This window comes from Leminorella grimontii (assembly GCF_039789245.1).
GTDB lineage: Bacteria > Pseudomonadota > Gammaproteobacteria > Enterobacterales > Enterobacteriaceae > Leminorella > Leminorella grimontii.
Window position 1 is genome coordinate 1,754,648 of the sequence record NZ_CP146357.1, and the last position, 25,709, is coordinate 1,780,356.

Here is a 25,709-nt window from a genome sequence, read left to right on the forward strand (position 1 = left end):
TTCAAAGCCGTTTAATTCAATCACTATGAATCTACTTAAATCGTTGGCCGCCGTCAGTTCTATGACGATGGTTTCTCGGGTGTTAGGATTTGCCCGCGATGCGATCGTCGCTCGCGCATTCGGAGCCGGCGTGGCCACGGACGCCTTTTTCGTCGCCTTTAAACTGCCGAACCTGCTGCGCCGCATTTTTGCCGAAGGGGCCTTCTCTCAGGCGTTTGTGCCAATTCTTGCCGAGTACAAAACCCAGCAAGGGGAAGAGGCGACTAAAACCTTTATTGCCTACATTTCCGGCCTGCTGACGCTGGTGCTGGCGCTGGTGACGCTCATCGGCATCGTCGCCGCGCCGTGGGTGCTTTGGGCCACTGCGCCCGGTTTTACCAAAGACCCAGAGAAATATGTGCTTACGGTGCAGCTGCTGAAGATCATGTTTCCCTATATTTTTCTGATTTCGCTATCCTCGTTGGCGGGAGCAATCCTCAATACCTGGAATCGCTTTTCCGTTCCGGCCTTTGCGCCAACGCTGCTGAATATCAGCATGATTGGATTTGCGGTTTTCGGCGCGCCGTATTTCGATCCGCCTATCATGGCGCTGGCGTGGGCCGTGGTTGCCGGAGGCGTGCTTCAACTGCTTTACCAGCTCCCGTACCTTAAGAAAATCGGCATGCTGGTGCTGCCGAGAGTGAGCCTGAAAGACAGCGGCGTCTGGCGGGTGCTCAGGCAAATGGGGCCGGCGATCCTTGGCGTATCCGTTGGTCAGATTTCTCTGATCATCAATACCATATTCGCCTCTTTTCTGGCATCCGGCTCCGTTTCCTGGATGTATTATGCCGACCGCCTGATGGAGCTGCCTTCCGGCGTGCTGGGCGTAGCGCTGGGAACCATTCTTTTGCCTTCGCTGGCTAAAAGCTTCTCCAGCGGGGACAGCGAAGCCTATTCGGGGTTGATGGACTGGGGGCTGCGCCTCTGCTTTCTTTTGGCCTTGCCTTGTTCCGTCGCGCTTGGCGTGCTGTCTGAGCCGCTCATCAAGTCGCTGTTTCAGTACGGCGAATTTAGCGCGTATGACGCTATGATGACGCGTCAGGCGCTGATTGCCTACTCCGTTGGTCTGATGGGATTTCTTTTGGTTAAGGTGCTGGCGCCGGGATTCTATTCCCGTCAGGACATCAAAACCCCGGTCAGGATTGCGCTTTTTACGCTGTTTGCTACTCAAATGATGAACCTGGCGTTTATCGGGCCGCTTAAGCATGCCGGGCTGTCGCTCTCTATCGGCATTGCGGCCTGCATCAACTCGGCGCTGCTGTACTGGCAGTTGAGAAAGCGTAACCACTTTCAGCCAAAGGCAGGATGGCTATCGTTCTTTGTGAAGCTTGTTGTCGCGCTGTTCGTCATGACGGCCGCGCTGTTGGGAATGATGTACCTGATGCCGGCGTGGGACATCGGCAATATGCCGATGCGTATTTTAAGGCTGCTGGCCGTCGTGATTGTGGGCATCGTGGCCTATTTTGGTACGCTGGCCGCGTTAGGCTTCCGCATTCGCGATTTCGCTCGTCGAGTGGCCTAAGCCGGTAGTGTAGATGTGTATGGATATAAGAAAGGCGCCTCTCGGCGCCTTTGCTTTTTCGTTAATGGCTGAACGCTACATGCGCTCTACGGTTTGAATGCCGAGCGTGTCGAGCCCCTGTTTCAGCGTGCGTGCGGTGAGGGCGGCCAGCTTCAGGCGGCTTTGGCGAATCGCATCGCTGTCGGCGTTGAGAATCGGACAGTTTTCATAGAAGCTTGAATACAGCGTGGCGACATCGTAGAGGTAGGCGCACATTACGTGAGGCGTACCTTCTTTTGCGACCGCATACAGCGTTTCTTCAAACTGCAGCAGCCGAACCGCTAGCGCTTTTTCGCGTTCGTCGGCAATGACCAGTTCGCCGCTGAGAGCATCTTCACTGATGCCCGCGCGCTTAAAGATGGACGCGGTGCGGGTGTAGGCATACTGCATGTAGGGCGCCGTGTTGCCTTCTAACGCCAGCATGATGTCCCAGTCGAAAACGTAGTCCGTGGTGCGGTTTTTGGAGAGGTCTGCGTATTTTACCGCGCCGATGCCCACCGCATTTATCACGTTGTTGAGCTCGTCTTCCGACATGTCCGGGTTTTTCTCTACAATGAGGTTGCGCAGCTTGGCGTCTGCGTTTTCAATTGCCTCATCCAGCAGCTCGGAAAGCTTGATAGTTCCGCCCGAGCGGGTTTTAAACGGCTTGCCGTCCTTGCCCAACATCATGCCGAACATGTGGTGTTCAAGCGTAACGCTTTCCGGCACGTAGCCCGCTTTGCGAACGATCGTCCAAGCCTGCATCAGATGCTGATGCTGGCGCGAATCGATATAGTAGAGCACCCGGTCTGCGCCCAGCGTTTCGTAGCGGTATTTGGCGCAGGCGATGTCCGTTGTGGTATAGAGATAGCCGCCGTCATTTTTCTGGATGATGACGCCCATCGGGTCGCCGTCTTTATTTTTGAACTCATCCAGATAGACCACGGTGGCGCCTTCGCTTTCCACCGCCAGGCCTTTAGCCTTAAGGTCGGCAACGATGCCGGGCAACATGGCGTTATAGATGCTCTCGCCCATAACGTCGTCAACGGTTAGCGTGACGTTCAGGCGCTGATAGGTGGCAAGATTCTGCTGCATGGTGACGTCGACCAGCTTGCGCCACATCGTGCGGCAGTATTCATCGCCGCCCTGAAGCTTCACTACGTATTCGCGGGCGCGTTCGGCGAAAATCGGGTCGGAGTCATAGTGCTGTTTAGCCGAACGATAGAACGCTTCCAGATCGGAAAGCGTCATGTTGTCAGCGTGCTCGTTTTCCATCTTTTCCAGATAGGCGATAAGCATACCGAACTGAGTGCCCCAGTCGCCGACGTGGTTAGCGCGGATAACGTGATGGCCTAAAAACTCCAGCGTGCGGACTACGGCGTCGCCAATGATCGTTGAGCGCAGATGGCCTACGTGCATTTCTTTAGCAACGTTAGGGGCGGAGTAGTCAACGACGACGGTCTGCTTCTGGGCTGGCGTCACGTTCAGCCGGCTGCTTTGCAGCGCCCGTTCTGCATTTTCCGCCAACCACTGTGCGTCCAAAAAGATGTTAATAAAGCCCGGGCCGGCGATTTCAACGGTGCTGGCAATGCCAGAAAGGGAAAGATGCGATAACACTCGCTCGGCGAGCTGGCGAGGAGGGAGTCCCATCTGTTTTGCAACGGCCATAATGCCGTTTGCCTGATAATCGCCAAACTGAGGTTTTGCAGACTGGCGTACGTGGGCTTCGCAGTTTTCCTGCGCGCCTGCGGCAATCATCGCCTGTGTTATTTTTTCTGATAAGAGTGCCTGTATATTCACCGGATTACCTTATTACAGCGTCATGTTGTTTATCGCTAAGCCAATAGAGAGGATTAGTCCGTTGGGCGCAACGACAAAAGCGGCAGAGAATAAAAATCGCCTGCTTCACAATAAAAAAGAAACCGCAGAATGATACCCGATCTTGATTGCGGAGTCAGCTTTCCTGCTGTTCATCGAACGGGAATATGGCTATAGGTTTATAGAGCAAGGGTGGGAAAGAGGCTTGAAAAGGGCTAAAAGGAGGGCATAACGGGGCGTTCAGTTCTGTTGGTTCTGGCCGTTTTTATACTGTAGGGCGATATCGAGTTCTCGGTTGTCGATCTCCGCATCATCTTTTGATGAGAACATACACATAAAGACGTTAAGCGCGATAGAGAGGAAAACCATAATAAGGAAAGGTATGCACAGAAAAAGGGTGTTAGCCAGCGAAAGGGAAACGCCGTTGACGTAAACGAAGTAGTAGAAAAATTTCAGCAGCGAGATAACGGGAAGAATGCACCAGAACACGAAAAAGACCACGTTGAGCATTCTGTTAAGGAGGAATGAGTCATTGAGGCTGTGGGGCGCCTGTATTCCGCTTATCATCCTTATGGGCTTTTTAGTGCAGGATGCAAGCTGGTTTTCAAGGCCTCTAACGTGCGCATACCAGCTTTTATGCCAGTGGATGTTGTTGGCCGTAACGCGATACCAGGCGTGAGAAATCGTAATTCCCATGATGGAAACGATCATTTCAATGAAGTAGGTTATCAGCGTTGGCGTAGTAAAGAAGACGATGCCAAAGAAAAGCGTGACGACGGCGCTGGCGCCCAAGAAAAACATGCAACGACGCCAATATGATTGGGCCTCAACCTTCTTCATATTGTGAGCGTGTTTTAATGACATTCTGGTCAGGTGGCATAAATCACTGCACACGTGTGCACCATCCGATTTATGCACTTCATCACTGCGTACGTGCATATTCATCTATCATCCATTATAGATTTACTTCTCACAGCTTACCGCAACGGGCGTTGAGACACAATGCTGGGAGCGAAAAAATAGTGCATAAGGGGGTACGAATAACTCATCCTATTATGAATAGTAACAAATAAGTTAGGCTTCAGGCGTGGATTGAAATTAAATTAGGGTTACTGAGTTGTTGCGCGTATTTTTCTCTAGGAAACTAAGAGGGAGAGAAGGTGTTTTTACTTAGTATAAGTGTTGTGATTTAGCTCGTTAACTTAAGCTTACCTCTGCTTTTATGTTAAATATCAATTTCTTTTTTTAATTAATTTAAACATAATTAATTGAATTTACGTAATTTATTTTCATTGTTAGTTCGGGGGGAACGTTTTCCAATGCTTTTATCGAGGCCTGATAGAAACCATGTTTGATGTGGCTCTATGCGTTTTTTTTGGGGAGTATGGTAAGTTTTCTAATGTAGAGATTAATGTACAGTACATGGATTAATCAGACTAGTGAAGCAATTGATATTTATTTATTGTATTAAAAGAGTTTTTGTTTTCTCTCCTAAATGATCGAGAGAGGAAATACCTTTTTGTAACCTTTAATTTTTATTTACTTAATTTTTGCCATTCCATAATTATTAAAAAATTATAACAGAAAGATATATTTTGGTTAGTAATGACATTTTTATCAATATTAATGTTTTCATTGAGTTAACGACAGGCCAGGCTACGAGTGTACGTTCACGGAGGAAGCGCGCATTACCGTCAGTTAGGAGAATGCAAGCAAATGAGGGGGACTCGTTAGCATAAACACTCTTTCGACGAGGGATTTTGGAAAAGATTGGCGCACGAGCTATCGAGGAAGATGAATTTTTGGCAGTCGGAAAACCGTTGATGGCTTTAACTCAAAAATCAGAATGTTGCCGCACGCTAGGTGGTGCTAATTTACCGTAACATCAAGGGGGGCGATGCGAAAACCGTCAGCCGGGACTGACGGCTGCGCTATCGCTATGCGCCGGCCTTAAAGGCATGGAGCCGGTTCATCGCTTTAGTGACGTCTTCTTTTATTAATATATCCGTACAGCGCACGGCTTCGTCGATGGCGTCGTCTATCAGCGACTGTTCTGAGGCCGGCGGTTTTCCTAATACAAACCCTGTGACCTTGTTTTTATCCCCAGGGTGGCCGATACCAATGCGTAAACGGTAAAAATCGGGGTTGTTCCCTAGCTTATTGGCGATGTCTTTTAGCCCGTTATGTCCACCGTTGCCGCCGCCTAGCTTAAGTTTAGCGACGCCGGGGGGGAGATCGAGCTCGTCGTGGGCAACCAGAATTTCCTGAGGCGAAATGCGGAAGAAACCTGCCATGGCGACAACGGCTTTACCGCTCAGGTTCATGAAGGTGGTGGGAACCAACAGTCGAACGTCCTGGCCGCCAATGCTAAGGCGGGAAGTATAACCAAAAAACTTGGGCTCTTCCTTTAGCGGTTGGTTATAGCGATCGGCCAATAAATCAACGAACCAGGCTCCGGCGTTATGTCGCGTCTGGGCGTATTCGGCACCGGGGTTCGCCAGGCCAACAATCAGTTTAATGCTGCTCACAGTCAGTATCCAAATCAACGCATATCGGGCTTTCTAGCGCTAGCCCAAAATTGAAAACAGAGTAGGGGACTATTCTACCGTTCTTGGGGGGAATCACAAAATAGTGCGTTTGGGCGCAGACTTAAGGAATGAAGTTGAGAATATTGAAGAACCGTCAGGTTTTTTGTGAAATGTAAGGAAATTGTAAGTGTTAATGTCCGAGCTGTGATCGCACCCACACATTTACTGCCCCCCGCTGTTATACTCATAGCAAAGGTAAGCAGCTTAATAATTACTTCAGCAAGCACTTGGTGGAGGAGCTTATGAAACGGAAAACCTTCGTTATTCTAGGTAACATCTTTATGGTCTTCGGCCTTATTTTCATGATTTGTGGCGCGGGCCTGACGATCGTCTCTCACGTAAAAGACATCGCCTTGCTGTCAGGCGATTTAGCAAACCTTCCCATCGCAGGTATCTTTATCGGCGCCTTTATTTGGCTGGTCGGCGCACGCATTAGCGGGCGCGAGAAGGTGGCCGACCGCTACTGGTGGATTAAGCACTACGATAACCGTCGCTATCGCCATAAGCATCTGTAAATTCGCGCGATAGGGCTCAGAGAACCGGAAAGATAACGTAAAGGCAAAGTTTGCCGGAAAAAGAGATTTTCCGTTTTAATTTCTGCAAATAAAAAACCCGGGAGCGTTTGCTTCCGGGTTTTTACATTTCAGCAGGTTCGAAATTAATGTTCGAACATGGCGGAAATGGACTCTTCGTTGCTAATGCGACGAATGGCTTCAGCCAGCATGCCGGAAAGCGTCAGCGAGCGAACCTTGTTGATAGCCTTGATTTCGGCTGACAGCGGGATCGTATCGCAAACGACGACTTCATCAATCACAGAGTTCTTGATGTTGTCGACGGCGTTGCCGGAGAAGATCGGGTGCGTCGCGTAGGCGAATACGCGCTTGGCTCCGCGCTCTTTTAGGGCTTCAGCCGCTTTGCACAGGGTTCCACCGGTATCGATCATATCGTCAACCAGAACGCAGTCGCGGCCATTGACGTCGCCGATGATGTGCATCACCTGAGAGACGTTGGCGCGAGGGCGGCGCTTGTCGATGATGGCCATGTCGGTATCGTTAAGCAGCTTGGCGATAGCGCGAGCGCGAACGACGCCGCCGATGTCCGGAGATACGACAATAGGGCTTTCCAGATTCTGCTGCAGCATATCTTCCAACAGGATTGGGCTGCCGAAAACGTTATCAACCGGAACGTCAAAGAAGCCCTGGATTTGCTCGGCGTGCAGGTCGACGGTTAAAACGCGGTCGACGCCGACGCTGGAAAGGAAATCCGCAACGACTTTGGCCGTAATAGGCACGCGGGCGGAACGTACACGACGATCCTGACGAGCGTAGCCAAAGTAAGGAATAACCGCAGTGATACGCCCCGCAGAAGCGCGGCGCAGCGCGTCGACCATAACGACCAGTTCCATCAGGTTATCGTTTGTCGGCGCACAGGTGGATTGAATAATAAAAATATCACCACCGCGGACGTTTTCGTTGATTTGAACGCTCACTTCACCGTCACTAAAACGGCCTACAGCGGCGTCACCCAGAGAAGTATAAAGACGATTGGCTACACGTTGTGCTAGTTCCGGCGTAGCGTTACCAGCAAAGAGCTTCATGTCAGGCACGAGAAGAACCTCAGGCTTGCATCCAGAAAGATACCGACAGCGTGGATAGGTGACGGTATACGATAAATTTGAGACCGCAAAATGCGGTAAACAGGGCCGACTCCAAATAGCTTTGTTTACCGCATCAGCGCGGCGCTCACTCTTGCCCTGACAGGAACGACGCTAGTGGCGAAACGTTAACGCCTCGCGCAATAAAGCCGTGCAACCATTCAGGGGCTTGTTGTAACACGCGTTGGGCGGCGGCTTCAGTATCGAACTCGGCAAATACGCAAGCACCTGTCCCTGTGAGGCGTGACGGCGCATATTCTAACAGCCAAGAAATAAGCTGTTCAACCTCGGGGAACCTTTTTCTTGCGATTGGTTCACAATCGTTGAAAAAAGGCGAAGATAACAGCGTTTCGAGATCTCTTTCAGGCGTATTCCTCTGTAGCTCCGGGTCGGTAAAAATGGCTACGGTAGGGATAGTTACGCCAGGATGAGCGACCAGATACCACTTTTCCTGTGGCTCAACCGGCGTAAAGCGTTCTCCGACGCCCTCTGCAAACGCGGCGTGGCCGTAGATAAAAATGGGCACGTCGGCGCCGAGCGTCAGCCCGATTCGGCAAAGCTCATCCTGCGACAGCCCGCAGCGCCACAGGTGATTAAGCGCGACCAGCGCCGTCGCCGCATTTGACGATCCTCCACCCAAGCCACCACCCATTGGCAGACGCTTGTCGACGGAGATATCCGCTCCCAGAGCGCTGCCGGTATGCCGCTGGAGCAGCCGGGCGGCGCGCACTATCAGATTTTGGTCGTCAGGGACGTTGGCGATGGGCGTCATCAAATTTACGCGGCCGTCCTGACGAACGTTAAAGTTCAGAGTGTCGCCATAGTCTAAAAACTGAAACAGCGTCTGCAGCGAATGATAGCCGTCGGAGCGACGGCCAGTAATATATAGGAACAGATTCAGCTTGGCGGGAGAGGGCCACTTGTTCATCATTGCCGCGTCCAGTCGTCCATTTTCAGCTTAATGCGCTCATCGCCGTGGGAAATTTCGATCAGACCGGGGAGGGCCGGTTGGGCTTTTGTATCATAGTTTCGATATTCCACGGTCCAACGTTGGCCGTTTTGGTCAAGCGTAATCTTTTTTAGCTGCCCCTCTGGCGTGAAGGTGAGGTCTTTAGCGTCGGCGGGCAGGCCAATCATCCACTGGCGCATGTTTTCAAGAGGAATAGTCATACCGGTTAGCTCGAAAATCATCTTTTCGGCATTATCGCTGACGTAGCGCTGTCCCTTGTCGTCAACCAGTTGAACCATCCCCGGTTGAACGTTAAGCTCCATCACGGTATTTCCCAATGGATTGGTTAACACCAGTCGATACTGTTCGGGGGTTTGCTGCTGCCAGAAGAAACGCGCATAAAGCTTCTGGCTGTCGGTCAGATAGGCGAAAGCGCCGCGCGTTTGGTACTGCGTCAAGGCCTTGACCTGCTGTTCATGGGATTGCCACAGGGGAGACGCACCGCTTTGCTCGCCAGTGCCCGTCAGCGTACAGGCGGTCAGCAGCACGCTGGCTAGCGGAATGAGCTTAATGAACGAGGAAGTTCGTAAAGGTATCTTCATGATGTCGTCAGATCCTGTCGATGGTGAATTACCGCCTCTATGCGGTAGAGTGGTGTAACGCTAATCGGCTGCGAGCCAAACGTCAACGACGATCTTACTTAGGCAGTATAGAATGAACAGGCGGCGCTACATTTTTTACGCCGCTTTTTGCGATTTGCCTTCGTGGTAATGCGCGACTTTTATTGACAGTCAGCATCAAGTAGAATATCTCATTAAGATAACGGTTTGACCGTCGATATATAATAAAAACGGCAGTTCATGACGCTTCTTGCACTTGGAATCAATCACAAAACCGCGCCAGTGTCCTTAAGAGAACGAATTTCGTTTTCTCCGGACACGCTGGGCGAGGCGCTCGATAGCCTGCACCAACAGCCGTTGGTGCAGGGCGGCGTCGTGCTGTCTACCTGCAACCGAACCGAGCTGTATTTAAGCGTTGAGCCCGATGACAACGCGCTTTCTCAGCTAACCCACTGGCTGTGTCAATATCATCATCTGGCTAAGGACGAGCTGGCGGGCAGCCTCTACTGGCACCAGGACTTTGACGCCGTCAGCCACCTGATGCGCGTTGCCAGCGGGTTGGATTCTTTAGTGTTAGGTGAACCGCAGATTTTAGGCCAGGTAAAAAAGGCCTTTGCCGAATCGCAGGAACATCAAAAGCTGAATACCGAACTTGAGCGCCTGTTTCAGAAGTCGTTCTCCGTCGCCAAGCGCGTCAGGACAGAAACCGAAATTGGTTCAAGCGCGGTTTCCGTCGCCTTTGCCGCCTGTACGCTGGCGCGCCAGATTTTTGAGTCGATGCGCGACGTCAACGTTCTGCTTGTGGGAGCGGGAGAGACTATTGAGCTGGTTGCCCGCTATCTGCGCGAGCATCAGGTTAAGAAAATGACGATAGCGAACCGCACTCGCGAGCGGGCGCAGCAGCTGGCCGATGAAGTTGAGGCCGACGTCATCACGCTGCCGGAAATCGATGCGTCTCTGTATAAAGCCGATATTGTGATAAGTTCGACCGCGAGCCCGCTGCCGATAATCGGTAAAGGCATGGTGGAGCGTTCTTTAAAAGCGCGCCGCAATCAGCCGATGCTGTTTATTGATATCGCCGTGCCTCGGGACATTGAGCCGGAAGTCGGCAAGCTTTCGAACGTCTATCTGTATACGGTTGACGACTTGCACTCCATTATCGAACATAATCTTTCTCAGCGCCGGGCCGCGGCCGTTCAGGCAGAAGACATCGTTAAGCAGGAAAGCGCCAACTTTATGGCCTGGATGCGTTCTCAGTCGGCCGTCACGGCGATTAAAGACTACCGCGCGATGGCGGAAGGCGTGCGCGAAGAGCTGGTTGAAAAGGCTCTGACCGCGATAGCCCAGGGCGCCGACGTAGAAAGCACTATTGAGACATTGTCCCATCGATTAACCAATCGTCTTATCCACGCACCAACCAAATCGCTTCAGAAAGCCGCCAGCAGCGGCGATCTTGAGCAGTTAAACGTATTGCGCGACAGCCTCGGGCTGGACCAGTATTAGTGACCTTCAATATTTACCATAGGGTTTAGCCACGAATGAAACCTTCTATAGTTGCCAAACTAGAAGCTTTACAGGAGCGCCATGAAGAAGTGCAGGCGCATTTAGGCGATGCGACCGTGATCGCCGATCAGGAACGGTTTCGTGCACTTTCTCGCGAGTATGCCCAGTTAGGGGACGTTACCGCCTGTTTTCGCCAGTGGCGTAAAGTTCAGGAAGATCTGAGCGCAGCAGAACTCATGCTGACTGACCCCGAAATGAAAGAGATGGCTCAGGAAGAGATAGACGAAGGGCAGCGTCAGCTTGAAGAACTCGAGCAGCAGCTTCAGGTTCTGCTGCTGCCAAAAGATCCGGACGACGAGCGCAACTGCTTTCTGGAAGTGCGCGCCGGAACCGGCGGCGACGAGGCGGCTATTTTTGCCGGCGATTTGTTTAGAATGTACAGCCGCTATGCGGAAGCTCGGCGCTGGCGCATCGAGGTGATGAGCGCCAACGACGGCGAACACGGCGGCTATAAAGAAGTTATCGCAAAAGTTTCCGGCGATGGCGTATACGGCCACCTCAAGTTCGAGTCGGGCGGCCACCGCGTGCAGCGGGTGCCGGAAACGGAGTCTCAGGGCCGCATTCACACGTCGGCCTGTACGGTCGCCATCATGCCTGAAGTACCAGAGGCGGAGCTGCCGGAAATCAACCCGACCGATTTGAAAATAGACACCTTCCGCTCCTCCGGCGCGGGCGGGCAGCACGTCAATACCACCGATTCCGCCATCCGAATCACCCACTTGCCGACCGGCATCGTCGTCGAATGTCAGGACGAGCGCTCGCAGCATAAAAACAAGGCCAAAGCGCTGTCGGTGCTGGGAGCGCGAATTCGTCAGGCGGAAATGCAAAAGCGTCAGTCGGAAGAGGCGTCCACGCGCCGCAACCTGCTGGGTTCAGGCGACCGTTCCGATCGTATCAGAACCTATAACTTCCCACAGGGACGGGTGACCGATCACCGAATCAATCTGACCCTCTATCGCCTCGACGAAGTGATGGAAGGCAAGCTTGATATGTTGATTCAGCCTATCGTTCAGGAATATCAAGCCGATCAGCTGGCGGCGCTGTCCGAGCAGGACGCCTAATCCCGCTATGACTTTTAATCAATGGCTGGAACAGGCTATCGCCCGGCTGAAGGGCGGCGATAGCCCGAAACGGGATGCAGAAATTATCCTCGGCTTCGTTACGGGTAAAACGAGAACGTTTCTGATGGCGTTCAGCGAAACGGCGATTGAGCCAACGGCATTGAGCCAGTTGGAAAGCCTGCTCGTGCGTAGAATAGCCGGAGAGCCGATAGCCTACCTGGTGGGTTCGAGAGAGTTTTGGTCCCTTATGCTGAACGTGTCGCCTGCAACGCTTATTCCCAGGCCCGATACGGAAAGGTTGGTTGAACTGACTTTGGAACATCTTCCTACGGTGGAGTGCGATATTCTCGATCTCGGGACCGGGACCGGCGCGATCGCTCTGGCTTTGGGCAGTGAACGTCCGGACAGTTCCGTCACCGGCATCGATCTTCAACCCGCCGCCATCGCGCTGGCGCAGGACAATGCAGAACGTTTGGGTATTGATAACGTTCATTTTGTTCAGGGAAACTGGTTTGAGCCGCTTAGCGAATGCTATTTTGATGCTATCGTCAGCAATCCTCCCTATATCGACAGAAACGACCCTCACCTTCAGCAGGGCGACGTACGCTTTGAGCCCAGCAGCGCGCTGGTGGCGGAGCAGGACGGCCTGGCGGACTTGCTGTGGATTGTTCAGAACGCGCCCGATTACCTCAAGCAGGGGGGATGGCTTTTGGTAGAACACGGCTGGGAGCAGGGAGAAAAGGTAAGAACGCTGTTTAAGCAGCGGGGATTTGATCTTATCGCAACGCATCAGGACTACGGCGGTAACGATCGCGTTACGCTCGGGCGCTGGTTCAGTCATTAACACATTCTAAGGCGGCTTGCTGCGGCCGGCCGTTTAGCGGAGACGCATTTATGTACCTGTGGGTTAAATGGCTACACGTTGCGACAGCCATCGTTAGCATTGCCATGTTCGCTCTGCGTTTCTACTGGCGATGGAGGGGATCGGCGCTGCTTGCGCGTAAGTGGGTAAAAGTTCTTCCCCACGTTAACGATACGGTGCTGTTTATTACCGGAATTGCGCTGATTTTTATTACCCACTTTTATCCGTTTACGCCGCAGGGAACGTGGATGACTGAAAAGCTTGTCGGCGTGATAATCTACATTGGCTTAGGGCATATTGCGTTGAGTCGGCGTACAATGGGCCAAGCGCTGCGCGTGACGGCCTTTATGGCCGCGCTGCTTGTTGTTTATTTCATTGTAGCCCTGGCAGTGACCAAATTGCCGTTAATCATGGAGTATGCATGAGTCGCGACAACATTACCGATTTTGAATTTAACAGCCACGCCTTGCTGGACGGAATTTGCCTTATTACGCGGCTTATTCGCGATGACTTTCCGGAAGATGAAGTGCGCCGCGAGCTGGATGCCTTGGCAGCTCAGGCCCGGGTTCGCATACCGGAAAATCTCGACGTCGATCTCCGGCTTGAAAGGCTTTTGGATCTGTTTTACCACACGTGGGATTTCGGGTCCGCCAAGGGCGTTTATCGCCTGTCAGAAACGCTTTGGTTAGACCACGTACTAAAAACGCGGTGCGGCGCGCCGTCTTCGCTGGGGACTATCCTCATTTACATTGCCAACAGCCTGGAAATTCCCCTTTTCCCCGTCATGTTTCCGACGCAGCTGCTGGTGAAGGCCGACTGGCTGGACGGCGATAGCTGGGTGATTAATCCGCTTAATGGCGAAACGTTAACCTGTCACGTTTTAGACATTTGGCTCAAAGGGCATCTTGGCATCGACGCAAAGCTGGCCTATGACGACCTGAACGATTCGGAAAACAGTCAAATCGTCATTAAGCTGTTGGGAACGCTGAAGGGCGCGCTGATGCAGGAAAACCGGCCCGAATTGGCATTGAGAGCGAGTGAGCTGACGCTGAGCTTTGATCCGGAAGATCCTTATGAAATTCGCGATCGCGGGTTGATTTACGCACAGTTGGACTGCAATCACATTGCCGCTCGCGATTTGAACTATTTCATCGAACAGTGCCCGGAAGATCCGGTGACGGAAGTGATTAAAATGCAGCTCAGCAGTATTGAGCAGACGAACAACGGCAACATCACGCTCCATTAATAAATAATGAGGCGCAGCCCGGCGGCATAGCTGCGGCATAACGTTGATTAATAACTAAGGAACCTACCGAATGAATCAGAAAGTAGTGAATATTGGCGAGATTAAGGTTGCGAACGATCTACCGTTCGTTCTGTTTGGCGGCATGAACGTATTGGAGTCTCGGGATTTGGCGATGCGCATTTGCGAACACTACGTGACCGTAACGCAAAAACTCGGCATTCCCTACGTCTTTAAGGCCTCCTTCGATAAGGCCAATCGCTCATCAATTCACTCTTATCGCGGCCCGGGCCTGGAAGAGGGAATGAAAATTTTCCAGGAGCTTAAGCAGACGTTCGGCGTTAAGGTCATCACTGACGTTCATGAATCTGCACAGGCTCAGCCGGTAGCGGACGTGGTCGACGTCATTCAGCTGCCCGCGTTTCTGGCTCGCCAGACGGATTTGGTTGAAGCTATGGCGCGTACGGGCGCCGTGATTAACGTTAAAAAGCCCCAGTTCGTCAGCCCGGGTCAGGTTGGCAACATCGTCGACAAGTTTAAAGAAGGCGGCAACGACAAGATTATCCTGTGCGATCGCGGCAGCAACTTTGGCTATGACAACCTGGTTGTAGACATGCTGGGTTTTAACGTGATGAAGCAGGTGAGCGGCAACAGTCCGGTTATCTTTGACGTGACCCACGCGCTACAGTGCCGCGATCCGTTCGGCGCCGCTTCCGGCGGGCGTCGCGCGCAGGTGACGGAGCTGGCCCGTGCGGGAATGGCGGTTGGCCTGGCGGGCCTGTTTATCGAGGCCCATCCGGATCCGGCCCACGCTAAGTGTGACGGTCCGTCGGCGTTGCCGCTGAATAAACTGGAACCGTTCCTTAAGCAAATAAAGGCGATTGACGACCTGGTTAAAAGTTTCGATGAGCTGGACACCAGCTGTTAATGTGAAATACCGTTAATAACCATCAAGGGAGCCAACCGAGCTCCCTTTTTTATTTCAATAGGGATAAAACGCTTTTGATTTAATATTATTTCAAATAACAATAATATTTATAATTACATGATTTATATGTTTTTTATCTATATCATCAGGAATCTTTCAGGATATGTTACGTAATGTTTCCTCCGATTGTGTGGTTATTTTTGCATGATAAGATGCCGGCGTTCTCGATATTTGAGAATGCGATTTATGCTTAGGGAGAGCATTATGTTTAAGAAATTTATTTTAATTTTACCGCTTATGGCTTCATCAGCCGCCGTCGTTGCGGGAAGTCACTACGAAGGTAAAGACCACTGTCAAATAAAGAAAGAGAAGATCGCTCAGCAGATGGAGTATGCCCGGCAGTATAACAATCCGTACCGCCTGGCGGGGCTGGAGCGCGCGATGCGTAACGTAGAGGCTCACTGCAATAGCGGTGAATACCGCGTAAATCAAGAGGAAAAGGTTGCAAACAAGGAGCGTAAGGTCGCAGAGCGCCGGGCTGAACTGGCTGAAGCCCAGGCGTCCGGCAAGCCGGAGAAGGTAGCCAATAAAACGCGTAAATTAAAAGAAGCGGAAGCTGAGCTCGATGAAGCATTGAGCCTGCTGTAAATAGAAAGCCCCGTAGGAAAAACGGGGCATATGGACAATCATAGCGTCGGCTATAGGCCGCCCTGCCGTTGATACAGGGTTATTTCGAGCTTATCGCTTAGCCGCCGCCAGCGCTTCATCCAAAGATGAATAGAATGAAAGCCGCCCGTCGACAGGCTTAATCTTCGCCCTTGCCAGCGTTTTGAGCGGCTGATACTGAATATCGCAGTTAATCAGCTCAACGCCTTCCGGCAGAACGTCAATGAAACGCTGTAGTGCGTTAAGGCCGCCGGCATCCAAAACCGGTACGGCATCCCACTGTAAAACAATCGTCTTTTGACCGTCTAAACGTTGAGTCAATTCGTTAAAAATGCGCTCCGCCGCGGCGAAGAACAGCGGGCCGCTTACGCGCATCGCGATGCAGCTATCGTCGCTGCCGCCTTTAATTTCGGTCAAGCGCGTCATGCGGGCGATGCGTCTCATAAATAAAAGCGAGGCGAGCACGATACCAACGGTGATAGCGATTACCATATCAAACAGTACCGTGAGCGACATGCATAAAAGCATAACGATGATGTCGTCTTTCGGCGCGCGCCTTAGGATATCAACCACCTTGTGCGCTTCACTCATGTTCCAGGCCACCAGCAGCAGCAGGGATGACATCGCGGCCAACGGCAGATAGGAAAGCGCCGGCGCCAGCACCAGCAGCGCCAAAATCACTAAAACCGAGTGTACGACGGCCGAAATGGGGGAGGTGGCGCCAGCGCGGACGTTGGCGGCGGAACGCGCTATTGCAGCAGTAGCCGTGATGCCGCCGAAGAAGGGCGCCGCGATGTTGCCTAGCCCTTGCCCTAACAGTTCGCTGTTTGAGTGGTGTTTTCTGCCCGTCATGCCGTCAAGAACGACGGCGCACAGCAGAGATTCAATGGCGCCAAGCATCGCCATTGAAAAAGCGGCAGGCAGCAGGGCGGAAATCGTAGACCAGTTCAGCACGAAGGGCTGGCCGGAGGCGTCGGGGAAGTTCCAAGGCAGAACGAACTGGGGCAGGATGGGAGGGATCCCCTGACCGCTGGAGCCGTCCGGCATCAGGTAGTGAAACTTCGAGCCAATGGTAGCGACGGAATAGCCGGCCCATGAAAGAATGGCCATGACGGCGGTGCCGGCCAGCAGAGCGGGAAGATGCCCAGGAACGCGCAGCCCCAATCTTGGCCACAAAATCAGAATGGCCAGCGTGACGCTGGCGATAAGCGTATCGGCCCAGCTGATAGTCGGGAGCGCCGATGCCAGAGCGATGACTTTATCGACATAGTGTTCGGGAACGTCTACCGTGAGCCCGAAAAAGTCCTTTATCTGCATCGTCGCGATGGTGATACCGATACCGGAGGTAAATCCCAGCGTAACGGAAATAGGGATATACTCAATGAGCCGCCCGACGCGAGCGAGCCCCATAATAATAAGGAAAACGCCGGACATCAGCGTGGCGATAAGCAACCCAGACAGGCCAAACTGCTGTGATACGGGATAGAGGATCACGACAAAGGCGGCCGTAGGTCCGGACACGCTATAGCGAGAGCCCCCCGTGACGGCGATAATTATGCCGGCAACCGCAGAGGTATACAGCCCGTACTGCGGGGGAACGCCGCTGGCGATTGCCAGCGCCATAGCCAAGGGGATTGCAATAATGCCGACGGTAATGCCGGCGATAATGTCTTTGAAAAAACGTTGAATTGTATAGGGATCGCGCCAACAGGCGTCAATTAATGCACTAAACGGCCGAACGCCGTTCATTCCATGCGTTTTCATCTGGGGATAACCTAACCATCTCAAAAATAAAAAATGGCGGGACTTAATCGCCCGTCGTAATTTAACCCCGATACCATACTCTCTTTAATAGCCTCTTGCATGGTGATATATCAATTTATTTGTCAATGTCTATGTAGAGTTGTACTGCTTTTATGCGGAAAAAAGAGTGTTAAAAACGGGCGGCGAGTGAGTGGTCATTTTGTTTCTTTTTAACATTTCATTAAATAATTAAGGCGGATGGCGTGTTGGTACAAGGTCAATAATAAATAGCAGGACGGTTATCTAATTATTATCGATGGATAATAGTGAAATTCAGTTTGCCTATGATTAAATAATAGGTGTAATAACCCGTTGACGATTTAGTGGTTATATAAATATTTTATTATGATTACTTTGAAAACTTTTGGTTATTCTAAGCAATAATTATCTATTATTATGCTGAGTTTCTTTATTTCCTATTTCTCTATCTCTCTATTTTTTGACGGTTCGTGATTAAATTAAAGTTTCCAATGAGTGAATAAGTAGTGCGTTTTTCATGACGACGGGGACCTTGTGTAAGCCAATGCAAGTGAGAGCGGCTTTTAACAGGAGGGCTCTTGTAACGCTTTGGCCTTGGGCATTTAGCGGCAGTGTGCATAGGCTGGCGCTTAGCTATTTATACTATCTCTATTAAATTATTATTGAGGAAGGTAGATCCTTAGGATTACCTTCAGATAAATGCCTCTATCCACATCCGTTATTAAATGATACTTTGATTATTAATAACGCCGTTGAAAATAACCCTGTTAATTAAAATTGGTTAATGGTTGTTGAGAAGCTATGTATGGATAAAGTTTTTCTTATCTTTAATAAGTCAGTAAGCAACAAACATGGGATAGTAAAATTCTTTTACGTAACTATATTTATTCTTTTCTTAAACGCTTGCACCGTTACGCCCGGCCAGGAATTAAGCCATTCGGCGGAGGAGCCGAATGAAGAATATGACTGGAAAAATCTGATTAGCGTATATTCCATTACTCCTGACGTTATAGAAGCGTTACGGCCTGAACCGATTATATCTCGCCAAAACCCTGATTTGGACGGTTTGTTAAGCCGTTATCGATATCAAATCGGCGTTGGCGACGTGCTTATGGTAACGGTTTGGGATCACCCTGAACTCACCACTCCGGCCGGTCAGTACCGCAGCGCCAGCGATACGGGGAACTGGGTAAATGAGGACGGCACCATTTTTTATCCCTATGCCGGGTTGGTGAAGGTGGCTGGAAAAACGATCGGCGAAGTTCGCACGGTGCTGACGACGCGCCTGTCCAAGTTTATTGAAAACCCTCAGGTTGACGTCAGCATTGCGGCATTTCGCTCCCAGAAGGCTTACGTAACGGGAGAGGTTGCCAAATCGGGGCAGCAGCCCATCACCAATATCCCGCTCACGGTTATGGATGCGATTAACGCAGCCGGAGGGCTGGCGGAAGATGCCGACTGGCGCAACGTCGTGCTGACGCACGACGGACAGGATTCGGTTATTTCTCTGCACGCGCTAATGCAAAAAGGCGATTTGACTCAAAATCGCCTGCTTTATCCCGGCGATATCCTGTTTGTTCCGCGTAACGATGACCAGAAAGTGTTCGTTATGGGAGAAGTCGGTAAGCAGACCACCATGAAAATGGACCGCAGCGGTATGACGCTGGCGGAGGCCATCGGCAACGCTCAGGGGATTTCTCAGTCGCTTTCCGACGCGTCGGGCATTTTTGTTATACGCCAGCTTAAAGGCGACGAAGAGGGAAAGATCGCCAGTATCTACCAGCTTGATGCCAAAGACGCTGCGGCCATGATCATGGCTACGGAGTTTTATCTAAAGCCTTACGACGTCGTCTTTGTTACCGCCGCTCCAATCGTGCGCTGGAATCGCGTTATCACCCAACTGGTGCCAACGATTACCGGCATTCACGATCTCTCTGAAGCCGCGCGCATGATTAGGAACTGGCCACAATGACATTTGATTCTGTATTGGTGGTCTGTACAGGAAACGTTTGTCGCTCGCCTATTGGCGAACGGCTTTTGCGCCGCCGCCTTCCGGGCAAGTTTATTGCTTCAGCAGGTATCGCCGCCATGGCTGACTTCCCAGCAGATCCTCAGGCGTTGAGCGTTGCCCAAGAGTATGGGCTGTCCCTCGAAGGGCACTTTGCCCGACAGTTAACGCCGAGGCTGATTAGGGACTATGACCTTATTCTAGTGATGGAGAGGCGGCATATTGAGGCCATAAGCGATACCGCTCCGGAGGCGAGGGGGAGAACGCTGCTTTTTTCACAGTGGGTGGACAAAAGGGATATACCGGATCCCTTCCGCCGTGACCGAGAGGCTTTCCACTATGTGTATCGCTTGCTCGACAGCGCCGGCGAACGCTGGAGTAATAAACTTGGATATAGAAAGGTAGATGTTGATTATGTCAACCGAAGCGACCACCAGGCCTGAGCCTCCCTTTTCACAGGAAATTGACCTCGTCGCTCTGATTGCGACGCTGGCGGAGCGTTGGGTTCTTATCCTTTGTGTTACGGCAGTTTTCGTCGCTGGTTCCGTTTTGTACGCGTTGATGGCCACGCCCGTTTATCGAGCGGATGCGCTGGTTCAGGTGGAACAAAGGCAGGACAGCGTAATTCTTAAAAACCTTAACCAGATGTTTTCCGACGGGCAGGTTTCCGCCGCGCCGGATATTCAGATCCTGCAGTCCAGAATGATTCTGGGCCAAACGGTAGACGACCTTAACCTGCGCTACGAGGTGAGGCCGGACTATTTCCCTCTATGGGGTAAAGGCTGGGCGAAGCTTATGGGGAAACGTGCGGGAACGCTGAGCGTAAGCTATTTGAGGCTGCCTGATGAGCAGGAGTCCGTGCTCAAGATTGACGTGAACGCTGAGCAAAAAGGTAGCTATCGCCTGCGGTTTAACGGCGTCGAGCTGGAAGGGCGCGTCGGTGAGCTTGTGGAAAGCGGCGACGTCGGCATTAACGTTGCTTCTATCGACGTTCAGGAAAGTACGGTCTTTAACGTTGCGTACTTGACCCGCCAGGAGGCTATCCATCGGCTTCAGCAACAGTTTGTCGTTACCGATCGAGGGAAAGACAGCGGAATGCTGCAGCTGGCATTGACGGGGGAAGAGCCGGGCCGGATCGAAACTATCCTTAACAGCATTATGGATAACTATCTGACTCAGAGCATCGCCCGCCAGGCCGCGAGAGACTCGAAAAGCCTGAGTTTTTTACAGCAGCAGCTGCCCAGAGTGCGCAGCGAGCTCGATGCGGCCGAGGATAAGCTCAACCAATATCGACAGCAGAAGGACTCCGTTGACCTGAATCTGGAGGCGCAGTCAGTTCTGGCCCAGACGGTAAACATTGAAAATCAGCTCAACGAGTTGACCTTTCGCGAAGCGGAAATAGCGCAGCTCTATAAAAAGAACCATCCGGCCTATAAGTCGCTGATGGAAAAAAAGCTGACGCTGGAGCAGGAAAAACAGAGGCTGAATGAGCGCGTTTCCGCCATGCCGGCGACGCAGCAGGAGGTGTTACGCCTAAGCCGGGACGTAGAGTCGGGGCGCGCTATTTACATGCAGCTGCTAAAGCGCCAACAGGAACTCAATATCGCTAAATCCAGCGCGATTGGTAACGTGAGGATTATTGATTCCGCCTTATCCTACCCGGCGCCGATACGGCCCAAGAAGGCTTTAGTGGTCGCGCTTGGATTTATCATGGGGCTGGTCGTTTCCGCTGGCATTGTCTTGATGCGCATGGTTTTGAATAAGGGGATTGAGTCGCCGGAGCAGCTAGAGGAAAGGGGGATTAACGTGTATGCCAGCGTTCCTTTCTCTGACATAGTAAAAAAGAAAGCGCCGCGCCGTCATCGATGGTTTATGCGAAAAGCAAAGGTGGGCAACTTACCGCCTCGGGGCCTGTTGGCCGCGACTCACCCCTTGGATCTTTCCATTGAGGCTATTCGTGGATTACGCACCAGCCTTCATTTTGCCATGATAGAGGCGCGCAACGGCGTGCTGATGATTTCTGGCTTAACGCCGGAGTGCGGCAAGACGTTCATTAGCAGCAACCTGGCAGCGAGCGTAGCATTAGCGGGAAAAAAAGTACTCTATATTGATGCCGACATGAGGAAAGGATATGCGCATACTCTCTTCAACGTGGGCAATGGCGTGGGGCTTTCTGACGTTCTGTCGGGGAAGTGCGCGCTGGATGCGGTACTACAGCACATTGAGCCCGGAGGATTTGACTTTATTTCTCGCGGGCAAACGCCGCCGAATCCGTCAGAGCTTCTTATGCTCGGCGGTCTTGAGAGCTTATTGCGGCAGGTTGGCGAACGCTATGACATCGTCATCGTCGATACCCCGCCCGTTTTGCCGGTAACGGATTCGGCCATTATCGGGCGATTCGCGGGAACAACGCTGCTGGTGGCGCGTTTTGGCGTAAATACGATAAAAGAGGTTGAAGCCGGCATTGGTCGACTTACTCAAAGCGGCGTTGAGGTGAAAGGAATAATTTTGAACGGCGTTATCAAGAAAAAAAGCGACTATTACAAATACAGCTATAGTGTGAATGCGAATTAGGCCGTCGCCTTGCCATCATAAATGCGGCGACTGTCCATAGGAGCAGTCGCCGCAGAGGAGTTACTTCACCTCGGCAGGCGTAACGGCGACTTCAGCGGACCAAACGCGATAGCGAACGTCGATGTCCTTGGGCACATAAACGACGATGGGCAGCTTGCTGTTATAGCTAATGAGATCGCTGCCAAGAGGGATAGTAACGAATTCTTTATGCTTTACCCCATCCGGGCAAGCCATCATTGTGGCAACGGGGCCTTTGACGTCATTAACGACGTAGTAACTATATCCCCAACCCTTGAGATCTTTTGACTCAAGCTTACCGCCGAGGGCGTGACGGTTACAGTCAACGTCCATTTCTTTACCGATAAGCAGCTCAACCTTCAAGCCGTTTTCGTGCTTCATTTCCGGAAGAAAAATGGCGTAACGGGTTTGGCCCTTTTGTGCATCGGGATAGGGCGCAACTTCGCTAAGCGCAGGCGTTTTTGACGCCGCAAGAGCCAAGGGGCTGGCGATGCTCAACGCCAGGGCGATGGCCGGAAGCCGTGTATTCATTTTCTCTTTCCTTATAACGGGTAAACAACGAAGGCTATTATAGGTGCAGAAAGCGTTGGATTCTACGCGGGTTTTTTCAGGTAGTGTAAATATGGGGCGAGTAGGGTGATAATGAGCATATACAAAAAGATATAAAGTTATCTAAAAAGATAAAAATCCAGTAGCTAATCTGCTGGGGTAGCTCTTAGTGCTTGTGGTTATTAAATTAAAATAATTTACAAATCAATTGATTGGTTTTCATTGGCCGGAATTGGCACGATTATGGCTATAGGATAAAGCGTCCGCAGAGCGTACCGATAGAGGACAAAGGTCACCTAGTACGTCGCTGCATATTGAGTGAGGGAAAAATCCACCTTGCTTGATCTTAAAGCGTTGGTTAAGGGAATGCGTAACCGATGCGATAATAAATAAAAGGAAAAATGATGAAACCCGCTATTGATGTTATCAACGTAGAACACGGACGTCCGGTAAAAATGTGGACCAAGGGCGTTCCCGTTGAAGAAGAGGCGAAGCGTCAGCTAGAAAATACGGCCAAAATGCCGTTTGTGTTTAAACATATTGCCGTGATGCCCGACGTACACTTGGGAAAAGGCTCCACGATTGGGTCCGTTATTCCGACCGTCGGCGCCATTATTCCCGCCGCGGTGGGGGTGGATATCGGCTGCGGTATGATGGCGGCGAAGACCTCGCTTCACGCCAGCGACCTGCCGGACAGCCTGGCCGCACTGCGTGACGCCATTGAAAAGGCCGTGCCGCACGGGCGTACTCTGACGCGTACCAAGCGCGATCGGGGAGCGTGGGGTAACGTACCCGATGCGATAGATAAGATTTGGGCCGGGCTGGACCCGGACTTCCAGCGAATCGTCGATAAGTACCCCAAGCTTCGCAACAGTAACCACCGCGTTCACTTGGGAACGCTGGGAACCGGCAACCACTTTATTGAAGTCTGCCTGGATGAGAATCAGGCGGTGTGGATTATGCTGCATTCGGGATCGCGCGGCGTAGGAAACGCTATCGGCAACGTGTTTATTGAACTGGCTAAAAAGGACATGCAGCGCCACTTCATTAATCTTCCCCATCAGGATCTCGCCTATCTGGTCGAGGGAAGCGAGCACTACGACGACTACGTGTTTGCCGTCGACTGGGCGCAGCGCTTTGCTCGCCTGAACCGCGAAGCCATGATGAACAGCGTGATTGCCGCGGTGAGAGCGGTGATTGCCAAGCCGTTTACGTTAGAAATGGAAGCGGTGAACTGCCACCATAACTACGTACAGAAAGAGCATCACTTTGGTCAGGACGTGCTGGTAACCCGTAAAGGCGCGGTGAGCGCTAAGGCGGGAGAATTGGGAATTATTCCCGGCTCTATGGGGGCTCGGTCCTTTATCGTTCGCGGAAAGGGAAACCCGGAGTCCTTCTGTTCATGCAGCCACGGCGCGGGGCGAACCATGAGCCGTACGGAGGCAAAACGCCGCTTCTCGCTGGAAGATCAGATTGAGGCGACGGTGGGCGTGGAGTGCCGTAAGGATCTTGACGTGATTGACGAAATCCCAATGGCCTATAAGGACATCGACGCCGTGATGGCGGCACAGTCCGAGCTGGTTGAGATTGTTCATACGCTAAAGCAGGTGGTTTGCGTAAAAGGCTAAAGGAACAAAAGCCTAAAAGACGCGCGGCGGGCGAAGGCTCGCCGCATTTTTATATCATGCGATAAAGCATCGTTGCGGCGCTGGTCACGATAAAGGCAAAAGTGACCCATTGGAACGTTTTTTCCGATACGGTTTTTAAGAGATAGCGGGCCAGGGGCAGGCTGAGAATGGAGCCCACGCTCAATATCAGCGCCAGCTGTACATCGGTATAGCCGCCCTGGCCGTAGGCAAAGGCCGACGCACCGGACAGCAGCATCGTGACGAAGACCGACGTGCCTATCGAGCGCTTAATGTCCATACGGGCAAACCTCATTAGCAGCGGGAGCATGACGACGCCGCCGCCGACGCCCGTTGCGCCAATCGTTATGCCCGCACAGGTTCCGGGGACGATGAACTGACTCAGGCTGCCCGGCTGGCGCGCGCTTTGAACGGCCATCCGGTCAGGGTGGAACAGCCGGGTGCAGAAGATAAAAAGCGAAAGGGCGATGGCGATAACGACCAGCGAATTGATTCCCCATTGAACGTGGGCGTACCATGCGTCAACGTCGGCGAGCAGGGTAATGCCGTAGCTTGCCAACAGCGTGCTAGGCAGCATGATAAGCAATATCACCATTGAAGGTTTTAGCGGAATATTGCCCAATCGGAAGTGTACCCAGCTTGATGAAAGCTTCATCAGCATCGACATCAGGTTTGCGGTTGCCACGGCGCTCAGCGTGTCCATGCCGAACATCCAGGTCAGTACGGGTAAAACCAGAATTCCTCCGCCGACGCCGGTCGTGGTGATGACCAGCCCTAGCAGCGCGCCTATCAGCAGCTTGGTTAACAGCGCCAGTAGCAGCGTCATTGCGCATTTCCCTTCCAAGCTTGAGCCGATCTTTTTTCTGCGTCTACTATATTGAACCGTATTTTCATGGCGGGCTTTTTTATTGGAAACCGTCGGTTTAAAACACTGCCATATTACCCCTATTTGTATTAAGGAAGAAGGGCGCGCACGCGCTAAGCGCTCATCGTTAAGAAAATGAGTGAGGCATAGCCCCAAGCGAGACGCGACGGAATGGCTTTGCTATAGTGATGCGCTTTCACCGCGCTATAGGAAGACAGTAATGAACGTAGAAGTGATATTGGTAGATTATAACAACGCCGGGCAGGCGGAAGATCTGATAGCGCTTTTGGATGGCTATGCGAAAGATCCTATGGGCGGAGGCGAAGCGCTGGAGGACGACGTCAAATCGCGGCTGGCGACAGAGCTGTCAAGGCTGCCTCATGCTTTTAGCGTAATGGCCTACGTAGGAGGAAAGCCTGCCGGGCTCATTAACTGCTTTATGGGCTTCTCTACCTTCGCCGCTCGTCCGCTGGTGAATATCCACGACGTGACGGTTGACGCCGCTTACAGGGGATTGGGGATTGCTCAACGCATGTTGACCAAGGTTGAAAGCATCGCCAAAGAGCGAGGGTGCTGCAAAATGACCTTAGAAGTACTACAGGGCAACCTCGGCGCCCAAAGCAGCTACCGCAAGTTTGGTTTTAGCGGCTATGAACTGGATCCGGAAATGGGGCAGGCGATATTTTGGCAGAAAAAACTCGCCGAGTGACGCTTATCGCCACCCGGCGCTGACGTT

Annotated in this window: 23 protein-coding genes; 14 read left to right on the forward strand and 9 right to left on the reverse strand. The window is 52.0% G+C overall.

Annotated elements, in window-relative coordinates; all coding sequences use genetic code 11:
- Nucleotides 1-25: 25 nt before the first annotated feature.
- Nucleotides 26-1,561, forward strand: a complete 1,536-nt coding sequence (gene murJ / locus V8L73_RS08355; RefSeq protein WP_347254608.1) for a murein biosynthesis integral membrane protein MurJ — start codon at nt 26-28, stop codon at nt 1,559-1,561.
- Between the two features lie 75 nt (nt 1,562-1,636).
- Here the strand turns inward: murJ and argS are convergent, their stop codons facing one another.
- The 3 genes from argS to pth all read right to left on the reverse strand — a co-directional run bounded on the left by argS (nt 1,637) and on the right by pth (nt 5,925).
- Nucleotides 1,637-3,379 (reverse strand): arginine--tRNA ligase, encoded by a 1,743-nt coding sequence (gene argS / locus V8L73_RS08360; protein ID WP_347254609.1) that lies wholly within the window; start codon nt 3,377-3,379, stop codon nt 1,637-1,639.
- 258 nt (nt 3,380-3,637) lie between these two features.
- On the reverse strand, nt 3,638-4,198 hold the full coding sequence (locus V8L73_RS08365) for a hypothetical protein (protein WP_027273404.1): 561 nt from the start codon (nt 4,196-4,198) through the stop codon (nt 3,638-3,640).
- 1,136 nt (nt 4,199-5,334) lie between these two features.
- The gene (gene pth / locus V8L73_RS08370; protein WP_027273403.1) at nt 5,335-5,925 is read right to left on the reverse strand and encodes an aminoacyl-tRNA hydrolase; all 591 of its coding nucleotides are present in this window, start codon (nt 5,923-5,925) and stop codon (nt 5,335-5,337) included.
- A gap of 302 nt (nt 5,926-6,227) precedes the next feature.
- On the opposite strand from pth, the gene ychH reads away from it, so the two are divergent.
- Complete coding sequence (ychH, locus tag V8L73_RS08375; protein WP_027273402.1) at nt 6,228-6,500, forward strand: stress-induced protein YchH; 273 nt, start codon at nt 6,228-6,230, stop codon at nt 6,498-6,500.
- A 143-nt stretch (nt 6,501-6,643) separates the two neighbouring features.
- Here ychH and prs read toward each other — a convergent pair whose 3' ends face one another.
- The 3 genes from prs to lolB all read right to left on the reverse strand — a co-directional run bounded on the left by prs (nt 6,644) and on the right by lolB (nt 9,184).
- On the reverse strand, nt 6,644-7,591 hold the full coding sequence (gene prs / locus V8L73_RS08380) for a ribose-phosphate diphosphokinase (protein WP_027273401.1): 948 nt from the start codon (nt 7,589-7,591) through the stop codon (nt 6,644-6,646).
- Between the two features lie 136 nt (nt 7,592-7,727).
- Nucleotides 7,728-8,570: a 4-(cytidine 5'-diphospho)-2-C-methyl-D-erythritol kinase gene (gene ispE / locus V8L73_RS08385; RefSeq protein ID WP_347254610.1), complete on the reverse strand. Its 843-nt coding sequence runs from the start codon at nt 8,568-8,570 to the stop codon at nt 7,728-7,730.
- Nucleotides 8,567-9,184, reverse strand: a complete 618-nt coding sequence (lolB, locus tag V8L73_RS08390) for a lipoprotein insertase outer membrane protein LolB (protein ID WP_347254807.1) — start codon at nt 9,182-9,184, stop codon at nt 8,567-8,569. The genes ispE and lolB overlap by 4 nt, the downstream gene beginning before the upstream one ends.
- 264 nt (nt 9,185-9,448) lie before the next feature.
- Between lolB and hemA the strand changes: the two genes are divergently transcribed.
- The 7 genes from hemA to V8L73_RS08425 all read left to right on the forward strand — a co-directional run bounded on the left by hemA (nt 9,449) and on the right by V8L73_RS08425 (nt 15,513).
- Nucleotides 9,449-10,711, forward strand: coding sequence for a glutamyl-tRNA reductase (gene hemA, locus V8L73_RS08395; RefSeq protein WP_261831090.1), 1,263 nt, complete (start codon nt 9,449-9,451; stop codon nt 10,709-10,711).
- Nucleotides 10,712-10,746: 35 nt separating this feature from the next.
- Nucleotides 10,747-11,832 (forward strand): peptide chain release factor 1, encoded by a 1,086-nt coding sequence (gene prfA / locus V8L73_RS08400; RefSeq protein WP_347254611.1) that lies wholly within the window; start codon nt 10,747-10,749, stop codon nt 11,830-11,832.
- A 7-nt stretch (nt 11,833-11,839) separates the two neighbouring features.
- The gene (gene prmC, locus V8L73_RS08405; protein WP_347254612.1) at nt 11,840-12,676 is read left to right on the forward strand and encodes a peptide chain release factor N(5)-glutamine methyltransferase; all 837 of its coding nucleotides are present in this window, start codon (nt 11,840-11,842) and stop codon (nt 12,674-12,676) included.
- Between the two features lie 50 nt (nt 12,677-12,726).
- On the forward strand, nt 12,727-13,119 hold the full coding sequence (locus tag V8L73_RS08410) for a SirB2 family protein (RefSeq protein ID WP_347254613.1): 393 nt from the start codon (nt 12,727-12,729) through the stop codon (nt 13,117-13,119).
- On the forward strand, nt 13,116-13,940 hold the full coding sequence (gene sirB1, locus V8L73_RS08415; protein ID WP_261831088.1) for an invasion regulator SirB1: 825 nt from the start codon (nt 13,116-13,118) through the stop codon (nt 13,938-13,940). Before V8L73_RS08410 ends, sirB1 begins: the two co-directional genes overlap by 4 nt.
- 70 nt (nt 13,941-14,010) lie before the next feature.
- Nucleotides 14,011-14,865 (forward strand): 3-deoxy-8-phosphooctulonate synthase, encoded by an 855-nt coding sequence (kdsA, locus tag V8L73_RS08420; RefSeq protein WP_027273393.1) that lies wholly within the window; start codon nt 14,011-14,013, stop codon nt 14,863-14,865.
- Between the two features lie 264 nt (nt 14,866-15,129).
- Nucleotides 15,130-15,513, forward strand: a complete 384-nt coding sequence (locus V8L73_RS08425) for a DUF1090 domain-containing protein (protein WP_347254614.1) — start codon at nt 15,130-15,132, stop codon at nt 15,511-15,513.
- 90 nt (nt 15,514-15,603) lie between these two features.
- On the opposite strand, the gene dauA is transcribed toward V8L73_RS08425, so the two are convergent.
- Nucleotides 15,604-17,295, reverse strand: a complete 1,692-nt coding sequence (gene dauA, locus V8L73_RS08430) for a C4-dicarboxylic acid transporter DauA (protein WP_347254615.1) — start codon at nt 17,293-17,295, stop codon at nt 15,604-15,606.
- A gap of 823 nt (nt 17,296-18,118) precedes the next feature.
- Between dauA and V8L73_RS08435 the strand changes: the two genes are divergently transcribed.
- The 3 genes from V8L73_RS08435 to V8L73_RS08445 are packed head-to-tail and all read left to right on the forward strand — an operon-like array spanning nt 18,119 to nt 21,895.
- Entirely contained in the window at nt 18,119-19,285 is a 1,167-nt protein-coding gene (locus V8L73_RS08435; RefSeq protein WP_347254616.1) for a polysaccharide export protein, read from the forward strand.
- Nucleotides 19,282-19,764, forward strand: a complete 483-nt coding sequence (locus tag V8L73_RS08440) for a protein tyrosine phosphatase (protein ID WP_347254617.1) — start codon at nt 19,282-19,284, stop codon at nt 19,762-19,764. The genes V8L73_RS08435 and V8L73_RS08440 overlap by 4 nt, the downstream gene beginning before the upstream one ends.
- Complete coding sequence (locus V8L73_RS08445) at nt 19,736-21,895, forward strand: polysaccharide biosynthesis tyrosine autokinase (RefSeq protein ID WP_347254619.1); 2,160 nt, start codon at nt 19,736-19,738, stop codon at nt 21,893-21,895. The genes V8L73_RS08440 and V8L73_RS08445 overlap by 29 nt, the downstream gene beginning before the upstream one ends.
- Before the next feature lie 60 nt (nt 21,896-21,955).
- On the opposite strand, the gene eco is transcribed toward V8L73_RS08445, so the two are convergent.
- The gene (gene eco / locus V8L73_RS08450; protein WP_027273388.1) at nt 21,956-22,444 is read right to left on the reverse strand and encodes a serine protease inhibitor ecotin; all 489 of its coding nucleotides are present in this window, start codon (nt 22,442-22,444) and stop codon (nt 21,956-21,958) included.
- 419 nt (nt 22,445-22,863) lie between these two features.
- Here eco and V8L73_RS08455 point away from each other — a divergent pair, with 419 nt between their 5' ends.
- A complete protein-coding gene (locus V8L73_RS08455) occupies nt 22,864-24,090 on the forward strand; it encodes an RtcB family protein (RefSeq protein WP_347254620.1) in 1,227 nt (408 codons plus the stop codon).
- 49 nt (nt 24,091-24,139) lie between these two features.
- Here V8L73_RS08455 and V8L73_RS08460 read toward each other — a convergent pair whose 3' ends face one another.
- A complete protein-coding gene (locus tag V8L73_RS08460) occupies nt 24,140-24,922 on the reverse strand; it encodes a sulfite exporter TauE/SafE family protein (protein WP_347254808.1) in 783 nt (260 codons plus the stop codon).
- A 271-nt stretch (nt 24,923-25,193) separates the two neighbouring features.
- Here V8L73_RS08460 and V8L73_RS08465 point away from each other — a divergent pair, with 271 nt between their 5' ends.
- Complete coding sequence (locus V8L73_RS08465) at nt 25,194-25,682, forward strand: GNAT family N-acetyltransferase (RefSeq protein ID WP_347254621.1); 489 nt, start codon at nt 25,194-25,196, stop codon at nt 25,680-25,682.
- The last annotated feature ends 27 nt before the right edge of the window (nt 25,683-25,709 follow it).